The organism is Allobosea sp. 10N428 (genome assembly GCF_056394545.1).
In genome coordinates, this window is record NZ_JBFTIC010000002.1 from 220,596 (window position 1) to 234,962 (window position 14,367).

Annotated in this window: 15 protein-coding genes and 1 pseudogene; 10 read left to right on the plus strand and 6 right to left on the minus strand. The window is 63.1% G+C overall.

The genetic code is table 11. The features are described 5' to 3' along the window. The first annotated feature begins 76 nt into the window (after positions 1-76). From AC1DDA_RS07475 to AC1DDA_RS07490, 4 genes and pseudogenes are all read left to right on the plus strand, one after another. Positions 77-295 (plus strand): hypothetical protein, encoded by a 219-nt coding sequence (locus AC1DDA_RS07475; protein ID WP_476795666.1) that lies wholly within the window; start codon positions 77-79, stop codon positions 293-295. 159 nt (positions 296-454) lie between these two features. Continuing rightward, entirely contained in the window at positions 455-685 is a 231-nt protein-coding gene (locus AC1DDA_RS07480; RefSeq protein WP_476795649.1) for a hypothetical protein, read from the plus strand. Continuing rightward, positions 682-861: pseudogene (locus tag AC1DDA_RS07485) on the plus strand (autotransporter domain-containing protein); the annotation flags it as partial. The gene AC1DDA_RS07480 and the pseudogene AC1DDA_RS07485, both read left to right, overlap by 4 nt. Before the next feature lie 91 nt (positions 862-952). Further along, on the plus strand, positions 953-1,426 hold the full coding sequence (locus tag AC1DDA_RS07490; RefSeq protein ID WP_476795667.1) for a hypothetical protein: 474 nt from the start codon (positions 953-955) through the stop codon (positions 1,424-1,426). Positions 1,427-1,479: 53 nt separating this feature from the next. On the opposite strand, the gene AC1DDA_RS07495 is transcribed toward AC1DDA_RS07490, so the two are convergent. Continuing rightward, the gene (locus AC1DDA_RS07495) at positions 1,480-2,247 is read right to left on the minus strand and encodes an SDR family oxidoreductase (protein WP_441510644.1); all 768 of its coding nucleotides are present in this window, start codon (positions 2,245-2,247) and stop codon (positions 1,480-1,482) included. A 10-nt stretch (positions 2,248-2,257) separates the two neighbouring features. Beyond that, positions 2,258-3,457: a mandelate racemase/muconate lactonizing enzyme family protein gene (locus tag AC1DDA_RS07500; RefSeq protein ID WP_441510645.1), complete on the minus strand. Its 1,200-nt coding sequence runs from the start codon at positions 3,455-3,457 to the stop codon at positions 2,258-2,260. A gap of 211 nt (positions 3,458-3,668) precedes the next feature. Between AC1DDA_RS07500 and AC1DDA_RS07505 the strand changes: the two genes are divergently transcribed. The 6 genes from AC1DDA_RS07505 to AC1DDA_RS07530 all read left to right on the plus strand — a co-directional run bounded on the left by AC1DDA_RS07505 (position 3,669) and on the right by AC1DDA_RS07530 (position 8,469). Continuing rightward, on the plus strand, positions 3,669-4,430 hold the full coding sequence (locus tag AC1DDA_RS07505; RefSeq protein ID WP_441510646.1) for a GntR family transcriptional regulator: 762 nt from the start codon (positions 3,669-3,671) through the stop codon (positions 4,428-4,430). Positions 4,431-4,451: 21 nt separating this feature from the next. Continuing rightward, positions 4,452-5,438 carry a 2-hydroxyacid dehydrogenase gene (locus AC1DDA_RS07510; protein ID WP_476795279.1) on the plus strand — a complete coding sequence of 329 codons (987 nt, stop codon included), beginning with the start codon at positions 4,452-4,454 and terminating at the stop codon, positions 5,436-5,438. Between the two features lie 78 nt (positions 5,439-5,516). Next, the gene (locus AC1DDA_RS07515; RefSeq protein WP_441510648.1) at positions 5,517-6,320 is read left to right on the plus strand and encodes a transporter substrate-binding domain-containing protein; all 804 of its coding nucleotides are present in this window, start codon (positions 5,517-5,519) and stop codon (positions 6,318-6,320) included. Between the two features lie 124 nt (positions 6,321-6,444). Beyond that, positions 6,445-7,104, plus strand: coding sequence for an amino acid ABC transporter permease (locus AC1DDA_RS07520; protein ID WP_476795650.1), 660 nt, complete (start codon positions 6,445-6,447; stop codon positions 7,102-7,104). Further along, positions 7,104-7,757 (plus strand): amino acid ABC transporter permease, encoded by a 654-nt coding sequence (locus AC1DDA_RS07525; protein ID WP_441510649.1) that lies wholly within the window; start codon positions 7,104-7,106, stop codon positions 7,755-7,757. Before AC1DDA_RS07520 ends, AC1DDA_RS07525 begins: the two co-directional genes overlap by 1 nt. Beyond that, on the plus strand, positions 7,738-8,469 hold the full coding sequence (locus AC1DDA_RS07530; RefSeq protein WP_476795280.1) for an amino acid ABC transporter ATP-binding protein: 732 nt from the start codon (positions 7,738-7,740) through the stop codon (positions 8,467-8,469). The genes AC1DDA_RS07525 and AC1DDA_RS07530 overlap by 20 nt, the downstream gene beginning before the upstream one ends. Before the next feature lie 436 nt (positions 8,470-8,905). Here AC1DDA_RS07530 and AC1DDA_RS07535 read toward each other — a convergent pair whose 3' ends face one another. Genes AC1DDA_RS07535 through AC1DDA_RS07550 form a run of 4 tightly spaced genes read right to left on the minus strand, consistent with a single transcriptional unit; the run spans position 8,906 to position 13,557 of the window. Further along, complete coding sequence (locus AC1DDA_RS07535; protein WP_476795281.1) at positions 8,906-9,997, minus strand: hypothetical protein; 1,092 nt, start codon at positions 9,995-9,997, stop codon at positions 8,906-8,908. Then, positions 9,984-11,762 (minus strand): fatty acyl-AMP ligase, encoded by a 1,779-nt coding sequence (locus tag AC1DDA_RS07540; RefSeq protein ID WP_476795282.1) that lies wholly within the window; start codon positions 11,760-11,762, stop codon positions 9,984-9,986. Before AC1DDA_RS07540 ends, AC1DDA_RS07535 begins: the two co-directional genes overlap by 14 nt. Next, the gene (locus AC1DDA_RS07545) at positions 11,759-12,010 is read right to left on the minus strand and encodes an acyl carrier protein (RefSeq protein ID WP_476795283.1); all 252 of its coding nucleotides are present in this window, start codon (positions 12,008-12,010) and stop codon (positions 11,759-11,761) included. The genes AC1DDA_RS07540 and AC1DDA_RS07545 overlap by 4 nt, the downstream gene beginning before the upstream one ends. A gap of 26 nt (positions 12,011-12,036) precedes the next feature. Next, complete coding sequence (locus tag AC1DDA_RS07550) at positions 12,037-13,557, minus strand: MBOAT family O-acyltransferase (RefSeq protein ID WP_476795284.1); 1,521 nt, start codon at positions 13,555-13,557, stop codon at positions 12,037-12,039. Between the last annotated feature and the right edge of the window lie 810 nt (positions 13,558-14,367).

Here is a 14,367-nt window from a genome sequence, read left to right on the forward strand (position 1 = left end):
GTCGAGATCGTTTCCTGCACGTCATCACGCGGGATGCCGACAAATGGATGTCAGCCATCCACCAAGGATGCCCACGATGCTGCATCCCAAGGACTTCGATGCCTGGCTCGACTGCACTGGTGGAAAGGATCTCTTGGACCACCCCCCGCCCGAACTGCGGGAGTGGATCGTCAACAGCCGGATGAACAACGCAAAGGTCGGCGACGACGATCCCGCTACAGCGGAGCCGGTCGAACCAGAGTCGGACTCACCCCCTTCCCTTAAGGAATCACCGCCCCAAGGCAGCTTGTTTTGATCACTCCAGGCGGCCCGCGTTTCATTTGAGTTGGAAGTGGGCGTTGCTCCGATCGTTGACGAATAGCTGAATTGCGCCAAGAGCGGAACTTGGCTGAATTCCAGAAAGCGGACATGCCCTTCCCGCGACGACCGGACGGCCGGGCTGGGCGCCGCCGCTCTGGGCTATACGCGGTCGAACAGAGATCCGAAGGCAGATGCGGCTGGTCATGTCGCGCTCGACAGCTACGGCATGGCGACTTATGGCCGTGCCGATTTCGGTGCCTTGACGCTGCGCGGTTCGATCGGGGCCAGCTACGGCAAGACGGACCTCCGCAGGCACGATCCAGCTCGGCAACATCCAGCGGGTCGCGCATGGCGAAGGCAGCGGCTATGGCGTCTTCGGCCATGATCGCCGGTTATCGGCTCGCCTCGCTTGCCGGTCTCGACCTGTCGCCTGAAGCCGGCGTCAGCCTGAACTATTTCCAGCAGCACAGCCTGACCGAGACCCAGGCCGGCGCTTTCGCCCTGACCTTGCGCGGCCAAAACCAGACCTCCGCCCGATCCCTGGTCGGCGCCCGGCTATCGACACCATTGGCGGCGATCGTTCTGACGACAGGGGCGGACCAGCCGTTTTCGGGAGTCGAGGATTTCGGTCGTCGACCGGCGGCCCGTCGGCTTGCGTTTTACCAACGATCTGGCGATCGGCTGGAACGCGCGCTCCTATTCGCGCCTCAACACGACGGTGACGATCGCGCGCTATGCGGAGCGCTATCATCTGCGCGTTTTCATTCCCATCATCGCCGTGCTCGCGGTCTCATTGTTCGTGCTGTGGTCCCCGGGCTTGAAAGAGCAGGACAAGGGCGGCCTGATCTTCTCCTCGCTGCTGGCCCTCGCCGCAATCAGCTTTACCTTCGAATCCTCGTTTCCCGGCTCGATCTCTCTCAACACCCGTGGCCGAGATGATTTCGCTCGGTTACCTCTATCTTGTAGTGGTGCTGATGTTCGAGATCGTCCTCTCGGTCGCCATCGCCCACCCCGGCTCTCGCTGGCGCGGCCACGCCGCGGACCTGCGCTGGCATTTGCGCTGGGCGGTGCCGGCGATGATGTTGATCATCTGCGTGGGGCAGCGGTGCGCGCCCTGCCCGGATAACTCGGACGATATCGAACGCCCGGAATATCTGGCTTATGGAGCGCATCTGCATCTTACAGAACCGAACTCATTCCTCCGTCGACGTAGATGATCTGCCCGTTGACGTAATTCGATGCAGGGGCAGCAAGAAATACCGCCGCACCGATCAGTTCTTCGGGCCTACCCCAGCGTTTTGATGGCGTGCGGCCTTTGACCCATGCATCGAAGGTCGGATTGTCGACCAGCGCTTGGTTCATATCGGTCAGCATATAGCCGGGGCCGATCGCATTGGCCTGAATGCCATGCTCGGCCCATTCGGCCGCCATGGCCTGGGTCAGCATTTTTATGCCGCCTTTGGCGACGGTGTAGGGCGCGACGGTCGCGCGCGCCAGCGCGCTGGTCAGCGAGCCGATGTTGATGATCTTGCCGTGGCCGCGCGCGATCATCCGCTTTGCCGCTTCCCTGCCGATGATGAAGGCCGACGTCAGGTTCGTGTCGATCACGCGCTGCCAGTCGGCCGTCGCCAGTTCGACCATCGGCTTGCGGAACTGAATGCCGGCATTGTTGACGAGGATGTCGACCGCGATGCCGGCAGCATCGAAGCCGGCGAAGGTCTGCACAATCTGCTCCTCGGAGGTCACGTCGAATACCGCCGGAGCGGCCTGGAAGCCGGCCTCGCGCATTTCTCGCACCGCTACGTCGACGCGGCTGGAGTCGGTGCCGTTGATCAGGACGCTTGCGCCGGCGGCCGCAAGGCCTTCAGCCATCGCCCTCCCGAGGCCCCGTGAGGAACCCGTGACGAGGGCGGTGCGCCCGGTGAGATCGAACAACGGATTGGTCATCCCGGAAACCTCAGAGGCTCGACCGACGATGATGCAGATCAGGCCGCTGGAACACGGCCTCCAGCAATTCGACGCCGAGGCCCGGCGCCTCCATCGGATAGACATAGCCGCCCTCGATCCGCGGCATCTCGGTGACCAGTTCCTTGTACCAGCCGGTGTAGAAGGCGCGAACCGATTCCTGGATCAGCGTGTTCGGCTGGCTGAAGGAGGCATGGATCGCAGCGACGAAGCCGACCGGGCCGATGCAGTCATGCGGCGCGAAGGGGCGGTGATAGGTCTCGGCCATCGCCGCGATCTTGCGGCCCTCGGTCAGGCCGCCGGTCCAACAGAGATCCGCCATCACCACATGCATCGCGTCGCGGTCGAGCATGTCCTTGTAGGGGAAGCGCGAGCCCAGCGTCTCGCTCGCAGTCACCGAGACCGTCGTCGAGCGCGCGAACTCGGCCAGCGCCTGCGGCGAGTTCATCCGGATCGGATCCTCGTACCAACTCGGCTCATACTGCTCCAGAAACCGCGCGATCTTGATCGCGGTCGGCAGGTTCCAGAGCGAATGCATCTCGACCATGATCTCGATCTTGTCGCCTACCGCCCTGCGGATCTTCTCGAAAGGCTCACATGCCTTCCGCATCTGCTCGGGCGTGATGAAAAGGCCCTGGTTCTCGATCGCGGGCGGATCGAAAGGCCAGATCTTCATCGCGGTGATGCCCTGCTCCAACAGGCTCTCGGCCACCGCGTCGGCGCGGTTCATGAAGCCGTCCAGATCTTCGTAGGGGCCTTGCGTCTCGCCGAGGTTCCAGGTCGAGACTGGCTTGATGTTCTGCGAGCGGACATAGCGGTAGCCGGCGCAGGTATTGTAGATGCGCTGCCGGTCGCGACACAGGCCACCAAGCATCTGATGCACCGGCTGGCCGCAGACCTTGCCGAAGATGTCCCACAGCGCAATGTCGACCGCAGATGTGGCGCGAGACTCCACGCCAGTCGAGGCCTGCGCCATCGGCAGGTTCGTCATCTCCTTGTGCAGCGCCTCGATATGCAGCGGGTTCTTTCCGAGCAACCGCATGGCGAGCGTGTCATGGAGATGCGCCTCGACGGCGGCGGCACCGTAGAAGGTCTCGCCGAGGCCGATGACTCCGGCATCGGTGTGCACGCGGACCCAGAGAACATTGGCGAACTCGTCCGTCCGCAGCGTTTCGATCGCGGTGATCTTCAAATCGGCCTCCCGGAGCTGCGCTCTTCTGCGAGACGATCTCGGGAGCGCCTTGTTCGCTTGCTGCGCGGGCTGCCCATGAGCGCTGGCGGCCTCGCATGGCGAGACCATAGGAGCGCTTGTAAAATTTCACAACATGTTTATCGTCAAGAGCAAGATGGCGCCGTTTCGAAGCGTCACGCGGGATTCGAAACGAACATGGGAGGAGCACGGCATGGCGAGGCGCCATAACCAGCCGCGACTGGTCTCGGCCGACGATCCGGCAACGTCGAAGCGGCGCAATCGCGTCAACCTGTTCGAGCTCGCCTATGGCCGCATCGAGGAGATGCTGGTGACCTGCGAGCTCAGCCCGGGCCGTTTTCTTGCCCTACAGGACCTGCAGGATCTGACGGGCTTCGGCCGGACCCCCGTCCATAATGCCGTCAACCGGCTCGCGGCCGACACGCTGATTATTATCCGCCCGCGCCATGGCCTGCAGATCGCCCCGATCGACCTCGCGCGCGAGCGTCTGCTGCTCAAGCTTCGGCGCGATCTCGAGCGCTTCGTCATCGGCCTCGCCGCCGAGCGTGCCGGGCCTTCGCACCGCAACCAGATGCTCCATATGGAGCGTCTGCTGAGGGAACGCCGGGCGGAGCTGACGCTTGCCGAATTCAACATCCTCGACAGGCGCATCGACCAGATGGTGCTGTCGGCCGCTGCCGAGCCGTTCCTCGAGCATACGCTGCGCCCCCTGCATACGATCTTCAGGCGCATCGGCTTCATCTATCACAACTACATGCCCCGCCGCGCCGGCCTGGAAGGCACGATCGACCACCATCTCGCCGTGCTGAACGCTATCGCGACGCGCCATGGCGACCGCGCCGTCGCAGCCTCTGATGCGCTGATCGGTTTCGTCGACGGCATGTTCGACGAGATGGAAGCTGCCATCGACCCTTCGTTGCTGGATTGCAGCGTCGAGCCGCTGCTAAATACCTGACCTAAGGAAAGCTGCCCGATCATGCGCATCGTCTTCCACGGTGAGAATGCCGCCTCCTTCAGCCATGGCTTTGCCGAGTTGGCGGGTGCGGACGCAGACATCACGATTCTTCCGGATCAATTGGAGGCCGAGGCGGATCGTCTCGCTTACGCAGGGGCGGACGTCATCATCGGCGTGAAGTTCGACGCCGCGCTCCCGACGCCGGTCCACCTTCGCCTGTTCCATGTGCCGGGAGCTGGGTATGACGCTGTGCGGCTCGACGAGCTTCCGCCAGGGGCAAACCTCTGCAATTGCTTCGGGCATGAGCAGGCGATCGCGGAATATGTGATGAGCGCGCTGCTGGCGCGGCACATCCCGCTCGCCGATGCCGATCAGCGATTGCGGCGCGGCGACTGGGCCTATTGGGCCGGCTCCCCCGAGCGTGTCCATGGCGAGATCGCCGGCAAGATCATCGGCCTGCTCGGCTTCGGACATATCGGGAAGGCGGTTGCGCGGCGCGCCAAGGCCTTCGAGATGGAGGTCAATGTCGCCAATCGCAGCCCGGTCGCGACCTCCGAGGTCGTCGACCGCTCCTTCACGCTCGACAGGCTCGGCGAATTCTGGGGCTCGGCCGACGCGATCGTGGTGTCGCTGCCGCTGGCTCCCGAGACGCGGGGCATTGTCGGCGCCGACGCCTTCGCCGCGATGCGCCGAAATGCGACCATCTTCAATGTCGGGCGCGGCCCGCTGCTCGACGAGGCGGCTTTATACCAGGCGCTCAAGCAGGAACGTATCGGCGGCGCCGTGATCGACACTTGGTACCGATATCCCGGCCCCGGGGACATGAATCCCTTGCCGGGCTCGTTGCCTTTTGAAGAGCTGCCGAACATCGTGATGACGCCGCATATGTCAGGATGGACAAGCGGCACGATCCGCCGCCGCCAGCAGACGATCGCCGACAATATCCGGCGCTGCTATGCCGGCGAGCCTCTGATCAACCTCGTACGCCAGGGCAAACGCGCAGACTGATCTTCGATTTCCGAGCCGGACGCCAAGAAGCCGGCTGGGCCAACCGCGGGCAATCCGCCAACAGCAGGGAAACGCACCATGGGTCTTTTCAAGCATTTCAGGATTGCCGGCACGCTGCTGGCGCTGGGGGCAGGCATGCTGGCCGCCAGCCAGGCTTCGGCCCAGACGATTACCGACATCATCAAGCGGGGCTCGGTCAAGATCGGCGTGCTGATCGGTGCTCCGCCTTATGGCTCGGTCGACTCGCAGGGCAACGCCATCGGCTATGATGCCGACGTCATCGCGCTGATCGGCAAATATCTCGGCGTCAAGGTCGAGATGGTGCAGCTCACCCCTCCGGCCCGCATCCCGGCGCTGGAAGCCAACAAGGTCGACTTCCTCGTCGCTACGTTGGCGCCGACGCCCGAGCGCGCCAAGGCGGTGATGTTCTCGATCCCCTACAGCGCCTTCCAGACCGGCATCTACGCCAAGAAGAACGTCGCCATCAAAACCTGGGACGATCTCAAGGGTCGCAAGGTCGGCGTCAACCGCGGCTCCAGCGTCGAGCGCGAGTTCACCAACCGGGAAAAGGAGCTGAACCTCACCATCCTGCGCTTCGAGGACGACGCCACCACCATGCAGGCGCTGTTCTCCGGCCAGGTCGAGGCCATCGCCGGCCCCGATGCGCAGGCCAATGCCGCGATGAAGGCGCGCGGCGAGACCGAGACCGAGCTCAAATTTGTCTTCGGCATGCAGCCGAACTCGATGACCATGCGCAAGGACGCCTGGGAGCTGCGCCAGTGGCTCAATAACTTCATCTACTACGTCAAGCAGAACGGGGAGCTCGACGCGATCGCGCAGAAGTGGGTCGGTAGCCCGCTGCCGCCGCTGCCGACCTTCTGATCCCCCTTCCTGACCGGATCTGCTGACCAGCCGGCGCGCCCTTGCGCGCCGGCAACCCTCGACCTCACTCACAGGCCGAAGGAGCGCGCCATTGCTCTTCCAAGACGTCCTTTCCAAATGGCCGATGATCCTGCACGGGGTCTGGCTTACGATCGCGCTATCCTTCGTCGCGATCGCGCTCGGCCTTGTCCTAGCGACGGCGATGACCGCGCTGCGCAGCCTCGCCGGCAACTGGGCCGGCTATATCGTCGACGCCTATGTCGAGCTGATGCGCAACACGCCGTTCCTGGTGCAGCTCTTCATGATCTTCTTCGGGCTGCCGCAGCTCGGCATCCGGCTGAACGGGCTCGAAGCTTCCGTCCTGGCGATGACGCTCAACCTCGCCGCCTACGCCACCGAGATCATCCGCGCCGGCGTCGACTCCATCCATAAATCGCAGATAGAAGCCGGCCTCGCTCTGGCGATGACCAAATGGCAGGTGCTGAAACACGTCATCCTGCAGCCGGCCTTCGCCCGCGTCTGGTCGGCGCTGTCGAGCCAGTTCGTGCTGATGATGCTGGCCTCCAGCATCTGCTCCTTCGTCTCGGTGCAGGAATTGTCCGGAACGGCCGCGATCATCGAGCAGGACACGTTCCGCTCGTTCGAGACCTATATCGTCGTGACCGTGCTCTATCTCGTGCTGGCGCTCTCCTTCAAACTCTTCCTGAACTGGCTCGGCCGGAAACTCTTCCCGCAGGTCTCGGGCCTCGCCCGCCTCACCGAAGCGCATGGGGAGGCCGCCTGATGCAGACCTTCGGTTGGCCCGAGGCCCTCTTCATCCTGCGCTCCGCCGGCTGGACGCTGGCGCTCACCGCCATCGCCTTCTTCATCGGCAGCATCATCGGCGGCATCTTCGCGATCCTGCGCCTCTCGCGGATCCGGTGGCTGCGCCGCTTCGCGGCCGGCTACATCCTGATCATCCAGTCGATCCCGGTGCTCATGGTGCTGTTCATGAGCTATTACGGGCTCTCGGCGCTGGGCATCGAGCTGCCGCCCTTCCTTGCAGCCTCCGCCTCGCTCTCGATCTACGTCTCCGCCTATCTCGCCGAGATCTGGCGCGGCTCGATCGAGTCCGTGCCGCGCCAACAATGGGAGGCCTCGGCCTCGCTGGCGCATACGACGGCACAGACCTATCGCTATGTGATCCTGCCGCAGGCGGTCCGCATCTCGCTGCCGCCCACGGTCGGCTTCCTCGTCCAGCTCGTGAAGAATACCTCGATCGTCCAGGTCGTCGGCTTCGTCGACCTGATGCGGGCCGGCATGCTGGTCAACAACGCGACCTATCAGGCCTTCCAGATCTTCAGCCTGGTTGCCCTGATCTATTTCGCGATCTGCTTCCCGCTGTCCCGGCTCAGCCGCCATCTCGAAAAGGTGATGAATGCCAGCCGTTCTCATTGAAGACATCCACAAGCGCTTCGGCTCCTTGGAGGTGCTGAAGGGCGTCTCGCTCAGCGTCGAGACCGGCCAGGTGGTCGCGATCATCGGGCGGTCGGGCTCGGGCAAGTCGACGCTCTTGCGCTGCATCAACGGGCTCGAGAGCTTCCACGCCGGCAAGATCGAGGTCGCCGGCCACAGCCTGACCCAGGACCCGAAGAAGCTGCGCGAATTGCGCAAGGACGTCGGCATCGTCTTCCAAAGCTACAACCTCTTCCCGCATCTGACCGTCGGGCAGAACATCATGCTCTCGCCGCGCATCACCAAGAACGTGCCGCAGGCGGAAGCTTTGTCCCTCGCCAAGGAGGTGCTGGCGCAGGTCGGCCTCTCCGAGAAATTCGACAGCTATCCGGACAATCTCTCCGGCGGCCAGCAGCAGCGCGTGGCCATCGCCCGCTCGCTGGCGATGAAGCCCAAGGTCATGCTGTTCGACGAGGTGACCTCGGCGCTCGACCCGGAACTGACCGGCGAAGTCCTGCTGGTGATGGAGAAGCTCGCCAAGGGCGGCATGACCATGCTGCTCGTCACCCACGAGATGAACTTCGCCCGAACGGTCGCCGACACGACGGTGTTCATGCATCAGGGGAAGATTTGGGAACAGGGAGCGTCGAAGACGCTGTTCTCAGATCCGCAGACGCCTGAACTCAGAAACTTCGTGCAGGCTGGCGCTCACTGAGCGCTTGGCCCGATCCGGGCCAAGCTGGCCGACGACGTCGGGGCGCACCTCGAGTGATGTTCGGCCTGCCGGTCAAAATCAATGGCGGTCCGCGCGCGGGTCAAGCCAGTCGCAGCTGGAGGCTGTCGATGACCGCGCGCCGGCTGCGCCATTGCAATCCGGGACGTTTACCGAAATCGCGGTGCCGCTGCCGAACTCGTCATCGGCTGTCCTTTGAAAAGCAACGTCCGGGGCTTACTTGCGCCACAACTGGACATTGGGCCATCGCCAGCAAGCGGACTTTGAATGGACGCTCATGCGATGTCTGCGATTGAGGACGGTCTCCTGCTGACCATCATCAATCGTAGCGAGATTTCTGTGGGTTCCACGGTCAGCACTTGGGAACCGGTGACGGCGGGAGAATGGGGAATCCGACGCCGGCCAACAGTGCCAAATTTTAACGCGGCGCCACGGCCTCCGACGCAACCGTGCCCTCCGCTCCCCTCAACCGGCCGAACCGTTCCCAGTTGGGCGGCATCGGGCCACCGAAGATGCGGGTCAGCATCATGCGTCCGACCTCGGCAGAATAGTGAGCCTGATCGCCCATCCAATAGTTCGGATCGTCCGAGAGCCAGTCGGCGCCCGTGAAGTCCCAGAGCGGCGTGACGCGCGCGACCTGGTCAAGGGCCTGCTCAAGATCCTTCGGCAAATAACGGCTCTCGACGGCCCGATGGAGCGGGCTGACAGCCACGATCAGCCTGGTGCCGTTCTGCCGAGAAAGCGTAGCGATGCGCTGCAGGATCTGCAACTGATCCGCAAAATACGCGCGCTGTGCGAATGGCCTGTTGTAGTCGCTGCCCGCCTGCGCGCCGCGCCCGGCCAAGGCGCTCCACGAGGCCACACGGACGAAAGCCAGCTTCATCTTGTCGACGATGGAAGGCGACTTGCGATCTCTCTCCTCGATCGCAGCCCGGGCCTCGCGCAGGATTCGCTGCCAGCTCCTGACCTGCATCGCCGTCAGATTCCGCCACCAGAAATATACACCGGTTTCACCGCTTAGGGCCTGAGGCAGCAGGGTCTCGATGTAGCGGTTGGTCGACGGCGGATCTCCGAAAGTATCGATATCGAGCAGGAGGAACACGGCCCGCAAGCGCTGCCCGCGTTTAACCTTGTCGGCGAGGACATATTCGAACGCGGGCAGGAAGTCCGGCAACATGCCGCGCGTGACCGAGAAACTGGCGAAATTCACCCCGTCCAGGTGGCGGGACAGCTCCGCGGGCGGAGTGGCCTGGGCGCGAGACGAGCCAAACACCACGCCGTCGAAACCGTCCGGCGCAGCGTCATAGGCCGCGAGATTACGGTAATGGTAATTGATATTGGGCGTACGCGGAAGGACGTTCGTGCCGAACACGCCCTGCGGATCGATCACGACATTCGCGACGACGACACTGACAAAGAGCGCCGCAGCGCCCAGGATCAGTGCCAGCGCATATGTCCGGGGGTTCATCCCGGACGCGGCAGAAGCCGACTTTGCCTTACGCCAGCGCATCGGGCTGGCCCGGCTGGAGCTCGGAAAGGCGTCCGTCGAGGAAAAGGCTGCGGGCAAGGCCGCGCTGGATCTTGCCGCTCGTCGTCTTCGGCAGGCTGCCGGGGCGGATCAGCACGATGTCCTCGATGGAAAGCTCATGTTCGGTTGCGATCGCCTCGCGGATCGTGTCCTGGATGTCATCAATCAAGACGTGGCGCATCAGCGTCCGCTCGACCTCCTGAACCACGACCAGACGCCCTTCGCCATTGTCGTCCAGGATCGAGAAAGCAGCCCCGCCATGCCGGCGCAAGGCCGGATGGCTCGCCTGAACGGTGTCCTCCAGATCCTGCGGATAATGGTTGATGCCGCGAATAATGATCACGTCCTTGATGCGCCCGGTAATGAAGAGCTCGCCCGTGTCATCGAGGAACCCGAGATCGCCGGTACGAAGCCAGCGCTCCTCGGCTTCCCCTTCGATCCCCGGCCAGAAAGTCGCGGCGGTGGCCTCGGCGTTCTGCCAATAGCCCTGGGTAACATTCGGACCGGAAATCCAGATCTCGCCGGCATGACCGGTCTGAAGGCGGCGGCATGTTTCCGGATCGACGATCGCGAGCCCCTCACCGACGAGGGCCTTGCCGCAGCCCGCGACGAAGCGGGCGTCGTCCTCGCTCGTCGGCGCCGCCGCGCGAAGCCGTTGCAGCGCCTCGCTGCTTACCCGACGCTTTGCGAGCCCTCGCCCCCGTCCGCCGCCGGAGGCGAGAAGCGTCGCCTCCGCGAGCCCGTAGGCCGGCGAGCAGGCTCCCGGCGCGAAGCCATAGGGCGCGAAGGTCTCGGTGAAGCGCTCCATCGTTTCCGCGCGCACCGGCTCGGCGCCGTTGAGCGCAATTTTCCAGCCGGACAGATCGATTCCTGCCATCTGGTCGGGGCGGAAGCGATCGACGCAAAGATCGAAGGCAAAGTTCGGGGCCGTTGCGAATTCGGCGCGGTAGTCGCTGATCGCGCGCAGCCAGTTCAACGGACGCTGCATGAAGCTCACCGGTGCCATGAGCACGCAAAGCGACCCGACATAGAGCGTCTGCAGCACGTTTAGGATGAGACCCATATCGTGATAGAGCGGCACCCAGCTGACATATGTGGTCGCGCGCGTGTTGCTGTATACGCGCCGGATCATCTCGCTATTGGCGAGAAGGTTGCCGTGGGTCACCATCACGCCCTTGGGATTCGATGTCGAACMCGAAGTGTATTGCAGGAAGGCTAGGTCCTGCTGTCCGGGCTCGGGGAAGATGCTTCCCACGGGGGCGTCGGCCTCTTTCGTGGCATCGACGGCCAGGAACGCGAGCGCCGGCGCCTGAAGACGCTCCGCGAGATCGCCCCGCGTCACCTGCAATGCAGGACTCGTCAAGGCGATCCGCGGCGTGCAGTCAGCGACGATGCTGGCGCTCGAATTGCGCGCGCCCAAGCGCCGGGGCGGCATCATCGGGACCGCGATCGTGCCGGAGATGAGGCAGCCGAAGAAAGCGACAAGGAAATCGAGCCCGGGCGGGAACATCAGGAGCGCTCGCTCGCCGGAGAGACCACGCTCCATCAACGTTGCGGCCAGCGCACGAGCGCGCCGTTCGAGCTCGGAGAAGGTCAGCGACGATTCCTCGCCGCCACGATCCGACAGAAAGGCATAGGCACGCTCGTTCGGCTGCTMCGCGGCGCGCGCACGCAACAGCTCGACCATCGAGTCGTAGCCAGTCCCGAGGACCGCCGGGCTCTTATGAACTGCTGCGATTTGGTTCAATTCGACTCTCCGGCGAGGTGATGGGCGAGCGCTGCGATGCTGGGGTATTCGAAGGCCAGTTCCGGCGGCAATTCGCGTCCGAGCCATTCTTCGAGCTCGGCCACGAGGTAGACTGCCATCGCCGAATCGAGCCCGAGGCGCGTGAACTTGGCCTGCGGATCGATTTTTTCCTCAGCACGTCGAAGCCCCTTGGCGAGATGTGCGACGCACCACGCGATGATTTCGGCTTCGCCCTTGTCAGTTGCCATCAAACGCCACGCTCCCACGCCGACCGTCAGAATTGATAATAGAGGAACTCGCTCACCTGCCCGAGCCGGAAGAATACCTCGCCGAAGAGGAGAAAAGCGGCGCCGAGAGCGATGAGCGAGGGGCGCCAGGCCAGCGCGCCGACGTTTCTTCGCCAATTCGACTGAGCGTCTCCTTCCCGATAACCGGTGATCTCCATGGGATCCGGCAGCAGCAGGGCAATCGCCAGCGCCAGCAAGGTCAGCGCGGTCCCGGTGAGCGACCAAGTGCTGCCGAGCCAGGTGCGGATGAAGGCCTCCGAGATCCAGCCCTCGCGGATCGCCCACCAATCGTGCTGCAGCGTGAGCGCCTCCGCGACCGGGGATTGGCCCATGCCCGCCATGGCCGCGAAAAGATGACCGGATGTTTCGATATCTGTAGCCCGAAAGAGGACCGAACCCAGCACAAAGGCCGTGAAGGTCAGTGCCCATCCGACAAGCCGGCCGGCCTGTGTCGGCTCGTCGCGCTCGGGCACGATCCTCTGCCAGATGCTGTTGATGGTGAGAAGGCAGCCGTGATAGGCGCCCCACAGCACGAAGGTCCACCCGGCTCCGTGCCAGAGGCCGGCCAGGGTCATCGTGATCATCACCGCGATGGCGCGCCACCATCCCATCGGCCGGCCGAATGTCAGCGGCCCGTAAACATAATCCCGCAGCCACTGTGACAGCGTGATGTGCCACCGCCGCCAGAAGTCCAGAATGCTGGTTGCGCGCAACGGTGCCGCGAAATTCACGGGAAGCCGGAAATTGAACAACAGCCCGAGGCCGATCGCCATCTCGGAATAGCCGGAAAAATCGAAATAAATCTGGGCCGAGAAGGCCAGCGCCCCGCCCCAGGCGGCGATGGCCGTGACTGGTTCGCCCCTCGTCGCCGCATCGAAGACGGTACCGACATGCGGCGAAAGCGAATCGGCGATCACCACCTTCTTGGCGAGGCCGATGATGAAAATCGTGAGCCCAAGCGCGACATTGGACCAATCGAACCGGTAGCGCGCACCATCGCCGAGCTGCCTGCCGAAGCTGTTCCAGCGCACGATGGGTCCCGCAATCAGATGCGGGAAGAAGGCGACAAAGAACGCGTAGCGGCTGAAATGGAGCGGGACCTTGCGGCGGTAGACATCGACCAAAAAGGCGATCTGCACGAAAGTCGTGAATGACAAGGCGAGCGGCACGACCGGCGGCGCGGCCTTGTAGGAATGAACGATCGAGAGAAGGAAATCGGCGTATTTCCAGTAGCATAAGACCAATATGTTACAGACGATTCCTAAGATCAGGAGCCGCTTCGCCGCAGGCTTCTCCGCTGCCGCGATCAGCCGTGCGAACCAGAAATTCGCGACAATTGACGCCGCGGGCAGCAGCACATACGGCGGATTCCACCATGCATAGAAGACGAGCGACGACAGCGTCGTGCCGAGGATCGCAGCCGAAGCGCTCACGCGCGCCAATACGAAATGCAGGAGCACCGCAAGCGGAAGAAAGACGAAGATGAACTCGGTAGAATTGAATAGCATCGGGCGTGCCATTGAGCCGTGCGAGACTACAGGGATACAGCCGGTCCGCACGCTCGCAAGATGGGTCGGAAGCTTGTGGCCCATTAGCCGGGCGTATGTGTGAAATATGTCACCGATACTGCGGCCTGGGCGCCGCCTTAGCGGTCGGTGTTCAGGCAAGGCTTGCCCCTCAAATGAGGCTCCAAACTCCTAAGAGGATGGGGCTATACCTATGGGCGGGGCGGCTTTCGGACAGATGTTTCATCAATTCAGAATTGAGTAGCCTTCGACGCTGTTTTGGGGGAGCGCCCGGCTAAGTCTGGGAATGTGGACCGCTTGTAGTATTACATTTCGTAAACCGTCCAGTCGTCCAGATATTTGAACTGAATGAATGTGGGCTCTATCCGGCGAACATGTCTTGGAACGGCGGCTATTGCGAGTTCACCTTCGAGATCAGACCGACAAGGCCCGTAATCGCCGTGTAGGCCAAGCATCCGAACCCTGACGTGCCCGTCGCCATGGCAGTGCCCCGAAAGGTGACGTGTCAGCCAAGGGCGAGTTCCGGCTGTGCTGCTTTCGGCCTCCTTGGAGCCCGAAAGCAGACGTTCCAGACGTCGGCTTGGGCCATTTTTTGGTCAACCTGATGAGGTGGCCAACATCAATCTCGGGTCGAAAGCAGGATGCGGCTTCCGACGTCGGCTAGCGGTGAAATGCGGTATTCCCAACGCTACTCGTCGGATGCACGCATGTGGAGATTAAGCTCCGCAAGGTCGAGCGGTTTGAAAAGCGGCGCTTCAATCGCGGTTTTCAAGTCGATTTCCTCGCCTGATC